We start from the raw sequence: 18,201 nt of genomic DNA, 5'->3' as shown, positions 1-18,201 counted from the left end.
CGATGGCGCGGAGGGCCGGGTGGCCGCGGACCGAGAGGTCCGAGGAAAGTCCGGACTCCCTGAAGCAACGGTGCCGGGTAACGCCCGGGCGGAGCGATCCGACGGAAAGCGCCACAGAAAAGAGACCGCCGCGGCCGTCCCTCCGGGGATACGCGGCAAGGGTGAAAAGGTGGGGTAAGAGCCCACCGCGTCCCCGGCAACGGGGGCGGCACGGCAAGCCCCACCGGGAGCAATGCCGAATAGGGACCGCGCGACGGGGCGCTTCACCCCAGCGGTCCGGGTTGGCAGCTCGAGCCCCGCGGCGACGCGGGGCCCAGAGGAATGGTCACCCATCGGGGTCACGGCCCCGGGGACAGAATCCGGCTTACAGGCCCTCCGCGCATGGTCATCCGATCCGAAGGAACGCCTTCGGCGTGTTCCCTTCCTCTCGACCGCGCCCCTGCGGGGCGCCGGCTCGGCCCTGCCTCCGGCGGGAGGTTTTTTGCCAGGATGAAGGGAGAGGGCGGTCACCCCCCGCCCCGGCCGTATCCGCCTCGGACCGCAACCGGAACAGGGGGCTTCACCCTGGACGCCGGGTCGCTCTCCAGCTTCCGGCGCAGGGTCAGCCTCTCGCGAATCGGTTAACGAACTCCTGACGCTCCCCTTCATCCTGGCCGAAAACTCCGGGGGAGCGCCGGAGGCGCCGGGGGCAGCGCCCCCGCAGCGCGCGGCCGGGCGGTCCCCGGAGGGGGCCCCCGGACGCGCGCTACCCCCGCCGCGCCGCGAAGAAGTCGCGGAGCAGCCGCGCCGAGGTCTCCTCGCCGATCCCGCCGTAGATCTCGGGCGACCAGTGCGCCTGGGGGTGGTCGAAGACGCGCGGCCCGTGGTGGACACCGCCCGACTTCGGGTCCGGCGCGCCGTAGTAGAGCCGCGAGAGGCGCGCCGCGGCGATCGCGCCGGCGCAGGCGGGACAGGGTTCGAGCGTCACCCAGAGATCGCAGCCCGTCAGCCGCCCGGAGCCGAGCGCCGCGCAGGCGGCGCGGATCGCCAACATCTCGGCATGCGCCGTGGGGTCGGTCAGTTCCCGCATCCGGTTGCCGGCGCGCGCGAGTACCTTCCCGTCGCGCACGATCACCGCCCCGACCGGCACCTCGCCGCGGGAGGCGGCGGCCCGCGCCTCCTCGAGCGCGTCTTGCATGAACCCGCGGAATTCGCCCATGCGCCTCTCTTGCCGCTTTTCCCGGCGCCGTCAAACCGCTAGGGGAGTTGGATGGGTGACGGAGACCGCATCGCCAAGGTCTTGAGCCGCGCCGGGGTCGCCTCGCGCCGGGAGGCGGAGCGCATGATCGAGGCGGGCCGCGTCGCCGTGAACGGCAAGGTCATCGACAGTCCCGCGCTGAACGTCACCGGCGCCGACCGGATCACGGTGGACGGCAGGCCGCTCGCCCCGCCCGAACGCGCCCGGCTCTGGCTCTACCACAAGCCCGCGGGGCTCGTGACCACGACCGCCGACGAGAAGGGGCGGCGCACCGTCTTCGAGGCGCTGCCCGACGGGATGCCGCGGGTGATGAGCGTCGGGCGGCTCGACCTCACGTCGGAAGGGTTGCTCCTGCTGACCAACGACGGCGAGATCAAGCGGCGGCTGGAACTGCCGAGCACGGGCTGGCTCAGGCGCTACCGCGTGCGGATCAAGGGGGCGCCCGCCGAGGCGGACCTCGAGCCGCTGCGGCGCGGGATCGAGGTCGAGGGGGTGCGCTACCAGCCGATGCAGGTCGCCATCGACCGGCAGCAGGGTGCGAACGCCTGGCTCACCATCGGCCTGCGCGAGGGCAAGAACCGCGAGATCCGGCGCGCGCTCGGCGATATCGGCTTCGAGGTGAACCGGCTGATCCGCGTCTCCTACGGGCCCTTCCGGCTCGGCGCGCTGGCCGAGGGCGAGGTCGAGGAGGTGAAGCCGCGCGTCATGGCCGAACAGCTCGGCATGCCCGAACTCGTCGAGGGGCACGCGGTGAAGAAGGCGCCCGGCAAGGCGCCGAAGCCGGCGGGACCGAAGCCGGGCGGCAAGCCCCTCCGCAAGCCCGGGGCCGGAGCGGGTGGCAAGCCGGGCGCGCGACCGGAACCGAAGGCGGGATCGAAGGCGGATCGGAAGACGGGATCGAAGCCGGGCGACCGGTCCGGGGCGGCGCCCTCCGGACGGACGCCCGCCGGGGGCGGCAGCGCTAGGGGCGCTTCGAGGCGTCCTCCTCCGAAGTCCCGGAGCTGATCGCGTAGCGCTCGATCAGCTTCGCCTGGCTCATGAAGACGACGAAGAGAAAGGCCGGCAGGCCGAAGGTCTCGAACGTCACCCAGAACTCGGTCGACTGCGTGCGCCAGACGGCCTCGTTCGCCACCGCCATCAGCGCGAAGGCCCCGGTGATGCGCCGCGTCAGGATCATCCAGCCCTCGTGGCGCATGGGCAGGAGCTCGCCCATGAGGAACTTGAGCCAGGACTGTCCGCGCAGGAGGCCGATCCCCAGCGTCACCGCGAAGAAGCCGTAGACCAGCGTGGTCTTCATCTTGAAGAAGCGCTCGTCGTTGAGCCAGACCGTGAGCCCGCCGAAGACGATCACCATGACGGCGGTGAAGACCTGGATGCGGCTGATCTGGCCGGTCAGCTTCCAAAGGATCGCGATCGAGGCGAGAAGCAGCGGCACGAAGGCCGCCGTGACGAGGATGAAGCCGTCGTATTGCGTGCCCCCGACCGTCAGCGACGTGTCCTGGAAGCGCATGTAGGCCAGGAAGAACAGGAGCGGCGGCCCGAGCTCGAGCCCGGTCTTCAGCCATGGATTGATCGGTCTGTCGCGCATCCGCCCGTCCTTATCCTCCGAACTCAACTATCACCGCTCCGCCCGCGATCAACCCCATGAGCGCGAGGCGGACGGGGCCGATGCTCTCCTTCAGGAACAGCCAGCCGATTGCGGCGGCGAAGACGGTCGATGTCTCGCGCAGGACGGCGGCCTCGCCCACACTGTCGAGGCGGGTCGCCAGCATGATCGAGCCGAAGCTCGCGAAGGCGACGAGCCCGCCGAAGACGCCGCGGAGCGCGAGCGGCCCGATGGGCGGTTTCTCGGGCAGGCGGCGCCAGAAGGCCCAGGCGAGGAACGGGTAGAGCAGCCCGTCGATGAAGAAGAACCAGGCGAGGAAGGTGAAGGGATCGGCCGCCGCGCGGATGCCGTAGGCGTCGTAGGTGGTGTAGAGCGCGACGAAGAGGCCCGTCAGCACCGCGAACCAGAGCGCGGGCACCAGCGTGTCGCGCGCCACCGTGACATGCGCCATGTTCCAGAGCGCGAGCCCGTAGAGACCGGCCAGCAGCACGCCCACCCCGAGCCACTGGAGGGGCGCGAAGCTCTCCCCGAAGATGAGCCAGGCGCCGATGACGGCGAAGAGCGGCCCGGTCCCCCGCATCACCGGGTAGACCACGGTGAAGGCGCCGCGCCGGTAGGCGGCGAGCGTGGCCCACTTGTAGAGCGCGTGGATGACGAAGGCGCCGGCGAAGATCGGCCACATGTGCGGCTCGGGCCAGGGCACGACGAAGAAGGCGAAGGGCGCGGCCATCAGCCCGTAGGAGGCGTCGATGACGCCCCGCGCGAGAAGCGGGTCGTGCCGTCCCTTCTGGAGCGCGCCGAAGACCGCGTGGAGAAAGGCCGCGAGGAGTGCCAGCGCCATGGCGAGACGCGGCGCGGCCTCGGTCCCCTCGATGGCGAGAATCCAGTCGCTCATCGCGGCGGACGTGTGGGTGGAGACTTGCTCACAGGCGCGGGATGGATGTCAGGTTTCGTCTACCCCGACCAGGGCATATGCAAAATCCTGCGGGTCGAAAGGTTGCAGATCGTCAATCTGCTCACCCACGCCGATGGCATGGATCGGCAGGCCGAAGCGGTCGGCGAGCGCCACGAGGACACCGCCCTTGGCGGTGCCGTCGAGCTTGGTCATCACGAGGCCCGAGACATCGGCCATTTTGCGGAAGATCTCGACCTGGTTGAGCGCGTTCTGCCCCGTGGTGGCGTCGAGGACGAGGAGCGTGTTGTGCGGCGCGTCGGGGTCGCGCTTGCGGATCACGCGCACGATCTTGGCGAGCTCCTCCATCAGGTCGGCGCGGTTCTGGAGCCGCCCGGCCGTGTCGATCATCAGGAGGTCGGCGCCCTCCGCCTCGGCCCGGCCCATCGCGTCGTAGGCGAGCGCGGCGGGGTCCGAGCCCTCGGGCGCGGTCAGCACGGGCACCCCCGCGCGGTCGCCCCAGATCTGGAGCTGTTCGACCGCCGCCGCGCGGAACGTGTCGCCCGCGGCGATCACCACGGTCTTCCCGGCGGCGCGGAACTGCGAGGCGAGCTTGCCGATGGTCGTCGTCTTGCCCGAGCCGTTCACACCCACGACCAGCACGACCTGCGGCTTCTTCGGGTAGAGCGGCAGGGGACGGGCGACCGGCTCCATCACGCGGGCGATCTCGGCCGCCAGCAGCGCCTTGATGTCGGCCGCGCTCATCATGCGGCCGTGGCGGCCCTCGGCGATGTTGGCGGTGACGCGCATCGCCGTCTCCACCCCCATATCGGAGGCGATCAGCAGCTCCTCGAGCTGCTCGAGCATGTCGTCGTCGAGCGCGCGCCGGGGCGCGGCGGGCGCGGAACGGCCCATGAGGCGGCCGAGAAGGCCCGGGCGCGCCGGGGCCGCGGGCGCGGGGGTCTCGGGCACGAGATCGGCGGCCGGCACCGGCGGTTCGGAGGGGGGCGCGGGCTCGGGCCGGGCTGGCTGCACGGGCGGTTGGGGCGGGCGCGCGGGCTCGGGCCGGGCCTGCGGGAGCTCCGCCTCCGGCTCGGCCTCGGGCTCGGGCTCGCGCTCCGGTTCGGGCTCGGGCCGCCGCGCTTCCGTCACCGGAAGGTCGCGTTCGTCCTCGTCCCGGTCCTCCGCCTCGGCCGCGCCCTCCTCGATGATCGCGTCGAGCCCCTCGTCGAGCTTCGAGGACGACTTGAACATGCGATCCTTGAGCTTCTTGAAGAAGGACATGGGGCGCGGGCCTTTCGTGCAGGGACCGCCCTGACCTAATACGCCCCGCGCGGGGATGGAAGTCCGCCCGGCGCCCGCCACGCTTTCGCCAGATTGCTGGTGCAGCTATGCTGCCGCCTGAAGGGGAGCTCAGTGAAGATGCCTGCCATCGCCCGCTACGCGATCGTCACCCTCACGCCGCTGGTCCTGCTCCTGCTCGGCGCGACCGTCTGGGGCGGCTTCGCGGTGGCGGCGCTGGTCTGGCTGACGCTCGTGGCGGCGCTGCTCGACGGGCTGCTCGCGCGGCCCGCGGCGCGGCCCGGCGCGGAGGCACGCGGGTCCGAAAGGCTGTCGGTCGCGCTGGCCGTCGGGCACTTCGTTCTCCTTCCCGTGACCCTCCTCGCGCTCGCGGGGCCGGACCTGTCCCTTTGGCAGAAGGCCGCGCTGTTCTTCGCGACGGCCTCCTTCATCGGGCAGGTGAGCCATCCGAACGCGCACGAGCTGATCCACCGCTCAGGGTGCGGGCTGCGCATGCTCGGCGGGGCGGTCTATACCTCGGTCGGCTTCGGGCACCATGTCTCGGCCCACCGGCTCGTCCACCACCGCCATGTCGGCACCTGGGAGGACCCGAACACCCCCCTGCCGGGCGAGGGGTTCTGGGCCTACCTGCCGCGCGCCTGGGCCGAATCCTTCCGCGCGGGCCTGGCCTGCGAGGAGGACCGGCTGGAGCGGCAGGGCTTCGGGCCGCGCAACCTGCGCAATCCCTACTGGGCCTGGGTGGGCGGCGAGGCGGTGGCGCTGCTCCTCGCGGCGGCTCTGGCGGGGCCCGTGGGCATCCTCGCCTATCTCGGCCTCGTGCTCTTGTCGGGCCTCCAGATCCTCCTGTCGGACTACGTGCAGCATTACGGGCTTCAACGGCTGGAGCTGCCGTCCGGCCGCCTCGAGCCGGTCGGCCCGCACCACAGCTGGAACGCGCCGCGCGGCTTCTCGAGCTACCTGATGATGAACGCGCCCGCCCATTCCGAGCACCACATGCACCCCGACCGGCCCTATGACCGGCTCGATCCGGCGGCCGAGGCGCCGCGGCTGCCGGGCTCGCTGCCCGTGATGGCGATGATCGCGACGATCCCGCCGCTCTGGCGCCGGATGATGGACCGCCGCGCGCTGAAGGTCATGGAGGCCGCCGCCGCGCGGATCGAGGCGGGCGCGGCCCCTGCCCCCGCACCGGAGACCCCCACCGAGGGCCCAGCGGAGGCCCACACGCAGGCCCCCGACGCCGAACGCGTGCCGCTCGGCCGGACGGACCTGAGCCCGCTGCCCTCCGTGCCGGAGGAGGATTTCGAGATCATCGACCGGGTGCAGCGCCTGGTCGTCTCGCCGCGCTCAGATGCGGACGCCGTGACGTCCCGCGAGATCGGTGAAGAACTGCCACGCCACGCGCCCCGAGCGCGATCCGCGCGTCGCCTGCCACTCGATCGCCTCGGCTCGCAGGGCCGCCTCCGCGATCTCTAACCCGTAGGCGTCGCAGTAGCCGCGCACCATGGCTAGGTATTCGTCCTGCGTGCAGGGATGGAACCCGAGCCAGAGGCCGAAGCGATCCGACAGCGAGACCTTCTCCTCGGTCGCCTCGGAGGGGCTGATCGCGGTCGAACGCTCGTTCTCGATCATGTCGCGCGGCATGAGGTGGCGGCGGTTCGAGGTGGCGTAGAAGACGACGTTCTCGGGCCGCCCCTCGACGCCGCCGTCGAGCACGGCCTTCAGCGACTTGTAGTGCTGGTCGTCGTGGCTGAAGGAGAGGTCGTCGCAGAAGAGGATCACGCGCACGGGGGCCGCGCGCAGGAGCGTCAGGAGACGCCCGATCGAGGGCAGGTCCTCGCGCTGCATCTCGACGAGCGCCAGGCCCGGCACCTCGCGCGCGACCGTGCCGTGAACGGCCTTCACGAGCGAGGACTTGCCCATCCCCCGCGCCCCCCAGAGGAGCGCGTTGTTGGCGGGCAGCCCGGCCGCGAACTGGCGCGTGTTCTGCAGGAGTGTGTCGCGGGCCCGCCCGATGCCGTGGAGGAGGTCGAGCTCCACCCGGTTCACCCGGGGCACGGGGTCGAGCCGGTCGGGGTCCGCGTGCCAGACGAAGGCCTCCGCCGCGCGCCAGTCGGGCGGGCTGGCGGGAGGCGGGCGCAGACGCTCCAGCGCCTCGGCGATGCGGGTCAGGGTCTCGTCCGTCATCGGGCCGTCAGAACTCCTCGCCCTCTTCGAGGATGCCTTCCTCGCGGAGACGGCGGTTGCGGCTCCGCTCGACGAGGCGGACGAGCTGGATCGAGACCTCGTAGAGGCCGTAGACCACGACGAAGAGGATGAGCTGCGTCACCACGTCGGGCGGCGTCACCAGCGCGGCGAGGACGAGAATGCCGACGACCGCGTACTTGCGCACGTTGCCGAGCCCCTCGGCCGACACGAGCCCCGCCTTGCCCAGCAGCGTCAGCAGCACGGGGAGCTGGAAGCAGAGGCCGAAGGCGAAGATGAACTTGAGCGCGAGGTCGAGCGACTCGCGGATCGAGCCGAGGAAGACGGTCTGGAGTTCCTCGTTCGGGCCGTCGGGGTTGGAGAACGTGCCGTCCCCCGCCACGAGGTTCGCGAGCGCCGGAATGGCGTCCGAGAAGCCGATGAAGAAGTTCATGGCCAGCGGCGTCACCACGTAATGCGCGAAGGAGGCGCCGAGCAGGAACAGGAGCGGCGAGGCCACGAGGAAGGGCAGGATCGCCGATTTCTCGGAGCGGTAGAGCCCCGGCGCCACGAAGCGCCAGAGCTGGTGCGCGATGATCGGGAAGGACACCGCGAAGCCCATGATGATCGAGATCCGGATCAGGACGAAGAACTTCTCCTGCGGCGCCGTGAAGATCAGGCGCGCATCCTCGCCGCGCGCGCGCAGCACGTTGGCGAGCGGCTGCGAGATGAACTCGAGGATCGGCTCGGCCACCGTGAAGCAGGCGACCATCGCCACCGTGAAGGCGAGGACCGAGCGGATGAGGCGTGTCCGGAGCTCCGCCAGGTGCTCGATCAACGGGGCCGACGAGTCCTCGATATCGTCCTGGGCGCTCATGATCCCTCGGTCCCGGTGCGCGGGCGTTCCGCCGCGGTCTCACCGACGGCAGACGCGGGCCTCGGCTGGGCGGGGGCCGGTGCGCCCTGTGCGGCGGCCGCCGCGGGCGAGGCGGGCGCCCCTTCCTCGGCCCGGTCGTCGCGCGCAGCGCGCAGCGTGTCCGCCTTCTCCCGCGCGGCCTTGGCCTCGGCGTTGCGCTTCTCGGCGGCGGCGCGGGTGTGGCTGCCCTCGGGGAACTTGGTGGGGTCGATGTCGCCGAAGGCGTCCTTCAGCGCATCGCGTCCCGCCTTTGCGGGGTTGCGGGTGTATTTCGCGGCCTTGCGCAGGTCGCGGTTCAGCTCGCTCATCCCGCTTTCGTCGGCCGCCTCGTCCATCGCGCGCTGGAAGTCGCGCGCCATGGCCCGGATGCGCCCGGTGAACTGGCCCAGGCGACGGAACATCACGGGCAGGTCCTTGGGGCCGACCACGATCAGCGCGACGACGCCGATCACAAGCAGTTCCATCCAGCCGATGTCAGGCATCGCGGCGGACCCTCAATGAAGCGACCCGGTGCACGGTCGGGCAGATCCGGTTCGGGTCAGACGTTGTCGCGCTCGCGCGCCGCGTCGCGGCCCGGCGTGACGTCGCGGGCGGCCGATCCGTCGGCGGTGGTCGAGGCGTTCTCGATCTCCTCGGTCGAATCCTTCACGCCGCGCTTGAACGCGGTGATCCCCTTGCCGACCTCGCCCATCAGGCTCGCGATCTTGCCGCGGCCGAACAGGACCAGGACGACGATTGCGATCAGCAGAAGGCCCGCCGGTCCGATGTTGTTGAGCATGTTCGTCTCCCTTCGCGGCGCGGTGGCGCCAGAGCCCCTCGCCGCCTGTGACAGCATTGTCCCCCATAGGTATGGTCTCGGCCCGGGAGATCAAAGCCCAAATGGCTCGGGCCGGGCAGGTTTACAAGGTCGGGGGGGACTCCCGCAAGGGCCGACGGGCGATGCGGTCGGCGCACCTGCGCCGATCCCGCGTCAGGCGCGGTGCGGGAAGACGAAGCAGCGGTCGCGCCGCACCGAGAGCCAGAGCGGAGTGCCGGCCCGCGGCAGGAATACGTTCGGCACCGTCGCCCGGAGGATGCCGCCGTCGAAGTCCATGCGGAACTCCACGAGGCTCTCGTGCCCCATGAAGCGCGCGCGCTCGACGACCCCCCGCGCGGGCGTGCCGTCCTGCGGCGTGGGGTTGGGCCCGCGCCCGCCCCGGTCGAAGTCGATCTTCACGTGCTGCGGGCGGAAGACGATGTCCACCACGCTGCCGTCGGCATAGCCCGGCGCGAGGAACTCGCCGAAGGCGGTGGTCGTGAGCGCGCCGTTCACCGTGCCCGTGACCACGTTGATGTCGCTGAAGAAGGCCGCCGCCGCGCGGTCGCAGGGCGCGTTGTAGACGTTGTAGGGCGCGCCCACCTGCACGATCTCGCCGCCCCGCATCAGGGCGATCTGGTCGGCCATGCGCATGGCCTCCTCCGGCTCGTGCGTGACGAGGACCACCGCCGTCCCGTCCTCCTTGAGGAGCTGGAGCGTCTCGTCGCGGATGCCGTCCCTGAGGCGGTTGTCGAGGCCCGAGAAAGGCTCGTCCATCAGCATGATCCGCGGGCGCGGCGCCATCGCGCGGGCGAGCGCCACGCGCTGCTGCTCGCCGCCCGAGAGCATGTGCGGCGACTTCTCGGCGTAGCCATGGAGGTCGACCCGCTCGAGGAGGGCGTTCACCCGCTCCCGCACCTCGGCGCGGCTGCCCGAGAGGCCGAAGGCGACGTTCTGCGCCACGCTCAGGTGCGGGAAGAGCGCGAAGTCCTGGAAGATGAGGCCGATGCCCCGCTTCTCGGGCGGCAGGTGGCGGGTGTCGTCCGACAGGACCGTCCCGTCCGCGAGGATGCGCCCGCCCACCTGCCGCTCGATCCCCGCGATGGTCCTGAGCACCGTCGATTTGCCGCACCCCGAGGGGCCGAGCAGGCACAGGATCTCGCCCGCACCGACGGCGAAGGACACGTCCCGCACGACCACGCGGCCGTCGAACTGGCAGCGGATATGGTCGACCTCGAGGCGGGGGGGCGTGGGCATCTGCGCGAAAGACCGAGAATTTGGATCGGATATCGCAGGTAACAGGCCCCCGGCGAGGTGGCAAGCTCAGCCCGGTCGCAGGTCGATCACCGTCTCGGCGCGGATGCGGCCGTTGACCTGAAGCGCGACGCGGTGAGGCCCCGGCACCAGCGCGTAGGTCGTGGCGTCACCCTTGAAGCGGTGGGACTTCTCGAGGCGCAGCGGTTGTCCGGCGCGAAGGGTTGCGGTCTTCAGCTTGTGGACCTTCGCGCTCTCGCGTCCGCCCGGGCGGCGGAACCAGACGATGTAGTCCACGAGGACCGGAATCGCCCCGGGCGCGCTCAGCGTCGCGACGATCCGGGCCGTGCCGCCGATCCGGGGCGCGGCGGGCTCGACCGAGAGGGTCGCCGCGACCTCCGCCTCCGGGTCGTAGCCCAGCGCGGCCATGGCGCCGGGATGGCCTTCCTTCACCAGCGTGCGGAGCGCGTGGCGCGTCATCCAGTCGAGCTCGCGCGCCGCCTGCCGCCCCGCCCCGCGCCAGGTCGCCAGCGTCCCGAGCACGAGGTCCGCGTCGATCCGCGCGAGGTCGTTCAGGTGGTTGGCGACCGAGCGGGTCACGTAGCGCGTCGGATCGCCATGGAGCGCGGTCAGGAAGGGCAGCATCCCGCGCGGCTCGGCCTCGATGTTGCGCGCCCAGGGCAGCCGGGGGCGCGTGCCTTCGCTGACCAGCCTGCGGACGTGGTAGTTCGGATGTCCCGTCCAGTCCGCAAGCCGCGCCATCACCGGGTCGGGGAAGGCGTTGAGGAAGGGGCGGATGTAGAATTCCATCGAGAAACGCTGCGTCGCGGCCTCGAGGAGGTCGAGCGCGCGGGGCAGGTGCGCATCGCTCAGCCCGTGCCGGACGGCCAGGACGCCCGGCACCGCGTGGATGAACCGCCCGAAGTCGTTATCCGTCAGCGCCGGGTCGAGAGGCGGCGGCAGCGCGGCCTCGATCTGGTCCGCCATCGTCGCGAAGTCGGGCGCGAGATGCGGCTCGAGGCAGTCGGCGATCCAGTCGATCCGGTCGAGGAGCGTGCGCTCGGCCAGCCCCGGCAGCACCCGGTCGAGGAAGGCGCGCGCCGGGAACCCCGGCACGCCCCGCGCGAAGTCCGCCGCCAGATCGCCGAGGCTGTCGGCGTTGAAGAGGTGGTCCTTCAGCGAGAAGCCCGCCCCCTCCTCCATGTCAGATCGTCGCGTTCGTGCCGCCGCCGTCGAGCAGGATGTTCTGCGCCACGATGAAGCCCGCGTGCTCCGAGCAGAGGAAGGCGCACATCCGCCCGAACTCCTCCGCCGTGCCGTAGCGGCGGGCGGGGATCGTGGCCTCGCGGCGCTTCTTCGCCTCGTCCATGCTGATGCCCTCGTTCTTCGACACCGCCCCGTCGAGCGAGATCGCGCGGTCGGTCGCATGGATGCCGGGCAGCATGTTGTTCACGATCACGCCGTATTGCGCGACCTGCCGCGCGGTGCCCGCGACATAGCCCGTCAGACCCGTCCGCGCCGCGTTCGAGAGGCCCAGCGCCGGGATCGGCGCCTTCACCGACTGCGAGGTGATGTTGACGACGCGGCCCCAGCGCCGCTCGATCATCTTCGGCATCAGCGCGGACATCAGCGCGATGGGCGTCAGCATGTTGGCGTCGAGCGCCTTGATGAAGTCCTCGCGCCCCCAGTCGGACCAGAGGCCGGGCGGCGGGCCGCCCGCGTTAGTCACGAGGATGTCGATCTCGCCCGCGGCGTCGAGGACCTTCGCGCGGCCCTCCTCGGTGGTGATGTCGGCGGCGATGGCGGTCACGTTCACCCCATAGGCGTTGCGGATCGCCTGCGCGGTGGCCTCCAGCGCCTCGGCGCCGCGCGCGTTCAGGACGAGGTCCACGCCCTCGGCCGCCAGCGCCTCGGCGCAGCCGCGCCCGAGCCCCTTCGACGAGGCGCAGACGAGCGCCCGCCGTCCCCTGATCCCCAGATCCATCCCGGTCCCTCCCGTTCGTGAATTGCCCGAGCCTGATAGCAGCCCCGCCCGCGCGCGGCCAGCCTCGACCGGCGCCGAGCGGCGTTGCGGCGTCCCCGCCCCGCCGCTATATGCCCGCCCATGCTCGACGCGACCCAGCCCACGAACCGCCCGACCCTGCCGCCCGAGATCGCGCGGCGGCGGACCTTCGCGATCATCTCGCACCCGGACGCCGGCAAGACGACGCTGACGGAGAAGTTCCTCCTCTTCGGCGGCGCGATCCAGATGGCGGGGCAGGTCCGCGCCAAGGGCGAGGCGCGGCGCACGCGCTCGGACTTCATGCAGATGGAGAAGGACCGGGGCATCTCCGTCTCCGCCTCGGCCATGTCCTTCGACTACCGGACCTGGCGCTTCAACCTCGTGGACACGCCCGGCCACTCGGACTTCTCCGAGGACACCTACCGCACGCTTACCGCCGTGGACGCGGCGATCATGGTCATCGACGGCGCCAAGGGCGTCGAGAGCCAGACCCGCAAGCTCTTCGAGGTCTGCCGCCTGCGCGACCTGCCGATCCTGACGTTCTGCAACAAGATGGACCGCGAGAGCCGGGACACGTTCGAGATCATCGACGAGATCCAGGAAAACCTCGCCATCGACGTGACGCCCGCCTCCTGGCCCATCGGCATGGGGCGCGACTTCCTCGGCTGCTACGATCTCCTCCACGACCGGCTCGAGCTGATGGACCGCGCCGACCGGAACCGCGTGGCCGAGAGCGTGAAGATGCAGGGCCTCGACGACCCGAAGCTCGCGCAGCACATCCCGGCCGCGCTTCTCGACAAGCTCCGCGAGGAGGTCGAGATGGCGCGCGAGCTCCTGCCGCCGATGGACCGCGCGGCCTTCCTCCAGGGCACGCTGACGCCGATCTGGTTCGGCTCGGCCATCAACTCCTTCGGCGTGAAGGAGCTGATGGACGGCATCGCCGAATACGGCCCCGAGCCGCAGGTCCAGCACGCCGAGCCGCGCGAGGTGGCGCCCGAGGAAGCCAAGGTGTCCGGCTTCGTGTTCAAGGTGCAGGCCAACATGGACCCCAAGCACCGCGACCGCGTGGCCTTCGTCCGCCTCGCCTCGGGCCATTTCCAGCGTGGCATGAAGCTGACGCATGTGCGCTCGAAGAAGCCCATGGCGATCACGAACCCCGTGCTGTTCCTCGCGAGCGACCGCGAACTCGCCGAGGAGGCCTGGGCCGGCGACATCATCGGCATCCCCAACCACGGCCAGCTCCGCATCGGCGACGCGCTGACCGAGGGCGAGGGCCTGCGCTTCACCGGCATCCCGAGCTTCGCGCCCGAGCTGCTGCAGACCTGCCGCGCCGGCGACCCGATGAAGGCCAAGCACCTCGACAAGGCGCTGATGCAGTTCGCCGAGGAGGGGGCCGCCAAGGTCTTCAAGCCGATGATCGGCTCGGGCTTCGTGGTGGGGGTCGTGGGCGCGCTCCAGTTCGAGGTTCTGGCGAGCCGGATCGAGATCGAGTACGGCCTGCCCGTCCGCTTCGAGCCCTCGCAGTTCACCTCCGCCCGCTGGGTCAGCGGCCCCAAGCCCAAGGTCGAGGCCTTCATGGCCGCCAACAAGCAGCACATGGCCGAGGACAATGACGGCGACCCCGTCTACCTCACGCGGATGCAATGGGACATCGACCGCGTGGTGCGCGATTACCCGGACGTGACGCTGTCGGCGACGAAGGAGTTGATGGTCTGACCCTCCAGAACCGCGTCCTGCCCACCGGCGAGATCGTCGCCGACCCCGCGCGGGGGCTCTTCATGGGGAACCGGGGGATCCTGCATGACGGGGCGCGGCGGCTCGGGGCGGCGCGGTGGCGGCACAAGGCGTGGATCGCGTGCGTCCTCTCCTTCAAGGGGCGTCGCCGCGTGCCGATGTCGCCCGGCGCCTATACGGAGCTGTTCTTCCTCGACGAGGCGGTGGCGCTCGCCGCCGGGCACCGGCCCTGCGCGGAATGCCGGCGCGCGGATTACGACCGGTTCCGCGCGGCCTGGGCGCGGGCCACGGGCGAGACGGCAAGCGCGCCCGCGATGGACGCGGCCCTCCACCCCGCCCGCGTGACGCGGAGCCGGGCGCAGGTGCGGCACGTCGCGGATATCGCCACCCTGCCGGACGGCGCCTTCGTGCTGCACGAGGGCGCGCCCTGCCTGGCCATCGGCGACGGCCTCCTGCCCTTCACCCCCGGCGGCTACGGCGTGCCCCGGCCCCGGCCCGTGGGCCCGGCCACCGTGCTCACGCCCGCGCCGATCCTCGACGTGCTGAGGGCGGGCTACGCGCCCGCCCTCCATCCTTCCGCCCGCGCGGCCTGACGGCTCAGCGCGCGGCCAATAGTTCCGGCACATGCAGGCGGATCACCTCGTTGGCGTCCGCCACGCCGAGCTGACGCCCCGCCGAAAAGGGCAGATTGTTGTCGTTGCCGACGAGGATGTGCTCCCCGTCCTCGGCGATCACGCTCTCGATGGTGACGAAGGGGAAGACGAAACGCCCCTCGGGCACCGCGCCGTCCGTCGGCATCCGCGCGAGGCCGTCGGGGTCCGCGATGTCCATGAGGTCGATCTGCGCCAGCCGCGCGACGAAGCCCTCGGCATCGACCTGGCCCATGTCGATCAGCGTGACGCGCTTTACCCGCGCGGGGTTGCGGAAGCAGCCCTCGGTCTGCCCCTCGGCGCAGGCGAGGCTCGGGTGCCCCTCGCCGCCGTCGCGCTCGATCACCAGAGCGCGGGTCGCGTCGATGAAGTTGAAGTCGCCGATGGCCGAGGCGCCCTCGGTCAGGCGCATCCGCAGGCTCTCGCCGGTGAAGGCGCGCGTCCCGGGATCGAAGGCGAGGATGCGGACGGTGCCCGTCTCCTCCGCGCCCTCGGCGTCGAGGATCGCGCCCTCGAGCATCGCCCAGAGCGTCGCGCCATCGGGCGTCATCGCCAGTCCCTCGAACCCGCGCGAGCGCGGCACGCGCCAGTCGGTCCCCGCCTCGGCCGGGACGCGCAGCGCCGGGTGGTCGGGCGAGCGCAGCTCGACCCCGTCGAGGGTGACGGGATGCACGCCCGTCAGCACGCCGTCCAGCGTCGCGGTCAGGATGTAGGGGCCGAACTCGTCGCCGATGAAGACGGTGTCGCCGATGACCTGGATGCTCTCGATGTCGAAGTCGGCGCCGGTCAGATACCGCGTGTCGGTCGCCTCGTGGACGATGCGGAAGGGCACGACGTGGTCGGGATCGCTGAGCCAGACGCGCGCCGCCACCCGCATCGCGCCGGTCTCGAAGTCGACGGTCGCGCGCGTGAAGCTGAGGAGCGCGTCCGAGCTGTTGGCGCGCGAGCCGAAGCCGTTGTCGATCAGCGCGACAAGCGCGCCGTCGTCAGCCCGCGCCAGCGCGAAGCCCGAGAAACCCTGCAACGGCTGGCCCATGAAGGGCCGCGCAACGCCGTTCTGGTCGAGCGAGAGGGGCGTCCGCACCGGCGCGGTGCCGGCGGTGAAGCGGCCGGAGATCCAGGTCTCCGCCGGCGCATCGGCGGGCGGCGGCGTGAACGAGAAGGCCGGCAGGACGGCGTGGCCCGCGAGGGTCGCGGGCACCATCTCCTGCGCGGCCAAGGCGGCGGGGAACATGAGGAGGGCGGCGGGGAGCAGGACGGTCTTCATGGAGATCACCTTTCGCGACGGGAACGACGACGCAGGCACGCTCCCGCGAATCCGTAACCTGCGCGTGACTGCCCTCGCATCCTGGCGAAGCACAGCCGCGTCAGGCAATTTGACCCTCCAATCCTTTTGCGTTATGTGCCCCGCAGGGTCGCGGTACGCGCGGCCCGCGACGCGGAGCGCGCCGGCCCATTGCGCTCCATCCTCTCCCGCCGCCGGGGCGATCCCGCCGGCCATCATGGACGCAGATGACGAGCTTTTCCGACCTCAACCTTAATCCCAAGGTTCTCAAGGCCGTGGCCGAAGCAGGCTACGAAACCCCCACCCCGATCCAGGCGGGCGCCATTCCCCCCGCCCTCGAGGGACGCGACGTCCTCGGGATCGCGCAGACCGGCACCGGCAAGACGGCGAGCTTCACGCTGCCGATGATCACGGCACTGGCCCGCGGCCGCGCCCGCGCACGGATGCCGCGTTCGCTGGTCCTGTGCCCGACGCGCGAGCTTGCCGCGCAGGTGGCCGAAAACTTCGACACCTACGCAAAATACGTGAAGCTGACCAAGGCGCTGCTGATCGGCGGCGTCAGCTTCAAGGAGCAGGACGCCCTCATCGACAAGGGCGTCGACGTGCTGATCGCGACGCCCGGCCGCCTGCTCGACCATTTCGAGCGCGGCAAGCTGATCCTCACGGACGTGAAGGTCATGGTCGTGGACGAGGCCGACCGGATGCTCGACATGGGGTTCATCCCCGACATCGAGCGCATCTTCGGCCTCGTGCCCTTCACCCGCCAGACGATGTTCTACTCGGCCACCATGGCGCCCGAGATCGAGCGGATCACCAACACGTTCCTGTCGAACCCCGCGCGGATCGAGGTGGCGCGGCAGGCCACGACCTCGGCCACGATCGAGCAGCGCCTGATCGAGTTCACGCCGACCCGCCGCGACACCGCCGCCGCCGACAAGCGCGAGATGCTGCGCGCCGCGATCAACGCCGAGGGCGAGGCCTGCACAAACGCGATCATCTTCTGCAACCGCAAGGTCGACGTCGACATCGTGGCGAAGTCCCTGAAGAAGCACGGCTTCAACGCCGAGGCGATCCACGGCGACCTCGACCAGTCGCACCGGACGCGCACGCTCGACGGGTTCCGGGCGGGGACGATCCGCTTCCTCGTGGCCTCCGACGTGGCCGCGCGCGGGCTCGACATCCCCTCGGTCAGCCACGTCTTCAACTACGACGTGCCGAGCCATGCCGAGGATTACGTCCACCGCATCGGGCGCACGGGCCGCGCGGGCCGCAAGGGCGTGGCGATCACGCTCTGCGTGCCGTCGGACGGCAAGTATCTCGGCGCCATCGAGAGCCTGATCGAAACCATGATCCCCCGCGCCGAGGCGCCCTGGACGCCCACCGACCGCCCGCAGCGCCCGCGCCGCGAGGACGAGGGCAAGGGCGAGCGCCCGTCCCGCCGCCGTGGCGGACGCGGCCGCGACCGGGAGGAGTCGGCACCCGCCGCGCCGGAGGTTCAGGCCGCGCCCGAGCCGCTGGAGCGCCGGGAGGAGGGCCGTCCGCCCCGTCCCGACCGCCGCGAACGCGACCGCGAGCCCGCCGAGGGCCGGCGCGACCGGCCCGAGGGCAGGCGCGAGCGGAGTGACAGGGGCGACCGGGGCGAGCGCAGCAGCGTCGTCGGCATGGGCGACCACCTGCCCGGCTTCATCGCGATGAGCTTCGACGAGCGGCGTGGCGGCCCCGCGCGCGACTTCGATCTCGACGAGGACGAGGCGCCGGAGGAGGAGGTCGCGGAGGTCGAGGCCCCCGAGGTGGAGAGCCCCGAAGCGGAGGCCCCCGAGGCGGCAACTCCAGAGGCGCCCGCCGAGGCCGGGGAACCGGCGAAGCCCGCACCGAAGAAGCGCCGCAGCCGCGCCAAGAAGGCGACCGAGGCCCCGACCGACGAGGGCGCGCCCTCGAACGGCGAGGAAGACGCGGCCTGAGGCGGCGGCGCCCTTGCCGGGGCGTCATCGACCGCATGTCTCCGGAGCGAGGGCGATTTCGCCCTCTCCCCCCCTTCGCATCCCTGATCTGCACGGCGACACGCTTCGCGCGTGCGGACGATGCGGATGCGGAACATCCCCCGAAAAGGAGCATCCATGCTGACAGAGCGTTTCGACGCGGCCCTTCTCCATGCCCGCGCGGCCCATGCCGCCCAGACCCGCAAGGGCACGGCGATCCCCTACATCTCGCACCTCATGGCGGTCTCCTCCCTCGTGCTCGAGGCCGGCGGCGACGAGGACATGGCCATCGCGGGCCTTCTCCACGACATCATCGAGGACGCGGGCGAGACCCCCGAGAGCCTCGAGGCCCGCTACGGCCCGCGCG

Annotated in this window: 17 protein-coding genes, 1 other RNA gene and 1 pseudogene; 7 read left to right on the top strand and 12 right to left on the bottom strand. The window is 71.4% G+C overall.

The window, feature by feature from the left end; translation table 11 throughout:
• Positions 1-7: 7 nt before the first annotated feature.
• Positions 8-383: RNase P RNA component class A (rnpB, locus tag ACTS11_RS03390), an RNA gene on the top strand.
• Between the two features lie 362 nt (positions 384-745).
• Here the strand turns inward: rnpB and ACTS11_RS03385 are convergent.
• Positions 746-1,198: a nucleoside deaminase gene (locus ACTS11_RS03385; protein WP_442638934.1), complete on the bottom strand. Its 453-nt coding sequence runs from the start codon at positions 1,196-1,198 to the stop codon at positions 746-748.
• Positions 1,199-1,249: 51 nt separating this feature from the next.
• Between ACTS11_RS03385 and ACTS11_RS03380 the strand changes: the two genes are divergently transcribed.
• Positions 1,250-2,242 (top strand): pseudouridine synthase, encoded by a 993-nt coding sequence (locus ACTS11_RS03380; protein ID WP_442638933.1) that lies wholly within the window; start codon positions 1,250-1,252, stop codon positions 2,240-2,242.
• Here the strand turns inward: ACTS11_RS03380 and ACTS11_RS03375 are convergent.
• From ACTS11_RS03375 to ftsY, 3 genes are read right to left on the bottom strand one after another with little or no spacing between them, the layout of a single operon-like run.
• Positions 2,199-2,825 (bottom strand): inner membrane-spanning protein YciB, encoded by a 627-nt coding sequence (locus tag ACTS11_RS03375; protein ID WP_442638932.1) that lies wholly within the window; start codon positions 2,823-2,825, stop codon positions 2,199-2,201. The two genes, ACTS11_RS03380 and ACTS11_RS03375, sit on opposite strands and share 44 nt — an antisense overlap.
• A 10-nt stretch (positions 2,826-2,835) precedes the next feature.
• Positions 2,836-3,738, bottom strand: coding sequence for an EamA family transporter (locus tag ACTS11_RS03370; RefSeq protein WP_442638931.1), 903 nt, complete (start codon positions 3,736-3,738; stop codon positions 2,836-2,838).
• A 48-nt stretch (positions 3,739-3,786) separates the two neighbouring features.
• Complete coding sequence (gene ftsY / locus ACTS11_RS03365) at positions 3,787-5,019, bottom strand: signal recognition particle-docking protein FtsY (RefSeq protein WP_442638930.1); 1,233 nt, start codon at positions 5,017-5,019, stop codon at positions 3,787-3,789.
• Between the two features lie 138 nt (positions 5,020-5,157).
• On the opposite strand from ftsY, the pseudogene ACTS11_RS03360 reads away from it, so the two are divergent.
• Positions 5,158-6,081 (top strand): annotated as a pseudogene (locus ACTS11_RS03360) (alkane 1-monooxygenase); the annotation flags it as partial.
• 300 nt (positions 6,082-6,381) lie between these two features.
• Here the strand turns inward: ACTS11_RS03360 and ACTS11_RS03355 are convergent.
• The 7 genes from ACTS11_RS03355 to ACTS11_RS03325 all read right to left on the bottom strand — a co-directional run bounded on the left by ACTS11_RS03355 (position 6,382) and on the right by ACTS11_RS03325 (position 12,168).
• On the bottom strand, positions 6,382-7,221 hold the full coding sequence (locus ACTS11_RS03355) for an ATP-binding protein (RefSeq protein ID WP_442638929.1): 840 nt from the start codon (positions 7,219-7,221) through the stop codon (positions 6,382-6,384).
• A 7-nt stretch (positions 7,222-7,228) separates the two neighbouring features.
• A complete protein-coding gene (gene tatC / locus ACTS11_RS03350; protein ID WP_442638928.1) occupies positions 7,229-8,095 on the bottom strand; it encodes a twin-arginine translocase subunit TatC in 867 nt (288 codons plus the stop codon).
• Positions 8,092-8,616, bottom strand: a complete 525-nt coding sequence (tatB, locus tag ACTS11_RS03345; RefSeq protein WP_442638927.1) for a Sec-independent protein translocase protein TatB — start codon at positions 8,614-8,616, stop codon at positions 8,092-8,094. Before tatB ends, tatC begins: the two co-directional genes overlap by 4 nt.
• A gap of 56 nt (positions 8,617-8,672) precedes the next feature.
• Positions 8,673-8,912 carry a twin-arginine translocase TatA/TatE family subunit gene (locus ACTS11_RS03340; protein WP_442638926.1) on the bottom strand — a complete coding sequence of 80 codons (240 nt, stop codon included), beginning with the start codon at positions 8,910-8,912 and terminating at the stop codon, positions 8,673-8,675.
• A gap of 192 nt (positions 8,913-9,104) precedes the next feature.
• The gene (locus tag ACTS11_RS03335) at positions 9,105-10,187 is read right to left on the bottom strand and encodes an ABC transporter ATP-binding protein (protein ID WP_442638925.1); all 1,083 of its coding nucleotides are present in this window, start codon (positions 10,185-10,187) and stop codon (positions 9,105-9,107) included.
• 66 nt (positions 10,188-10,253) lie between these two features.
• A complete protein-coding gene (locus tag ACTS11_RS03330) occupies positions 10,254-11,387 on the bottom strand; it encodes a hypothetical protein (protein ID WP_442638924.1) in 1,134 nt (377 codons plus the stop codon).
• A gap of 1 nt (position 11,388) precedes the next feature.
• Positions 11,389-12,168 (bottom strand): SDR family oxidoreductase, encoded by a 780-nt coding sequence (locus ACTS11_RS03325; RefSeq protein ID WP_442638923.1) that lies wholly within the window; start codon positions 12,166-12,168, stop codon positions 11,389-11,391.
• A 120-nt stretch (positions 12,169-12,288) separates the two neighbouring features.
• On the opposite strand from ACTS11_RS03325, the gene ACTS11_RS03320 reads away from it, so the two are divergent.
• Positions 12,289-13,902, top strand: a complete 1,614-nt coding sequence (locus tag ACTS11_RS03320; protein ID WP_442638922.1) for a peptide chain release factor 3 — start codon at positions 12,289-12,291, stop codon at positions 13,900-13,902.
• A gap of 62 nt (positions 13,903-13,964) precedes the next feature.
• The gene (locus ACTS11_RS03315) at positions 13,965-14,513 is read left to right on the top strand and encodes a hypothetical protein (RefSeq protein WP_442638921.1); all 549 of its coding nucleotides are present in this window, start codon (positions 13,965-13,967) and stop codon (positions 14,511-14,513) included.
• Positions 14,514-14,517: 4 nt separating this feature from the next.
• Here the strand turns inward: ACTS11_RS03315 and ACTS11_RS03310 are convergent, their stop codons facing one another.
• Entirely contained in the window at positions 14,518-15,837 is a 1,320-nt protein-coding gene (locus tag ACTS11_RS03310) for an esterase-like activity of phytase family protein (RefSeq protein WP_442638920.1), read from the bottom strand.
• A 245-nt stretch (positions 15,838-16,082) separates the two neighbouring features.
• Here ACTS11_RS03310 and ACTS11_RS03305 point away from each other — a divergent pair, with 245 nt between their 5' ends.
• Both ACTS11_RS03305 and ACTS11_RS03300 read left to right on the top strand, forming a co-directional pair.
• Positions 16,083-17,816, top strand: a complete 1,734-nt coding sequence (locus ACTS11_RS03305; RefSeq protein ID WP_442638919.1) for a DEAD/DEAH box helicase — start codon at positions 16,083-16,085, stop codon at positions 17,814-17,816.
• Positions 17,817-17,972: 156 nt separating this feature from the next.
• Positions 17,973-18,201 (top strand): HD domain-containing protein (locus ACTS11_RS03300; RefSeq protein WP_442638918.1); only part of this gene is annotated, 229 nt, incomplete at its 3' end.

The sequence above is a fragment of the Roseicyclus sp. genome (genome assembly GCF_052168335.1).
Lineage (GTDB): Bacteria > Pseudomonadota > Alphaproteobacteria > Rhodobacterales > Rhodobacteraceae > Roseibacterium.
This window is presented reverse-complemented; position numbering and strand designations above follow the sequence as displayed.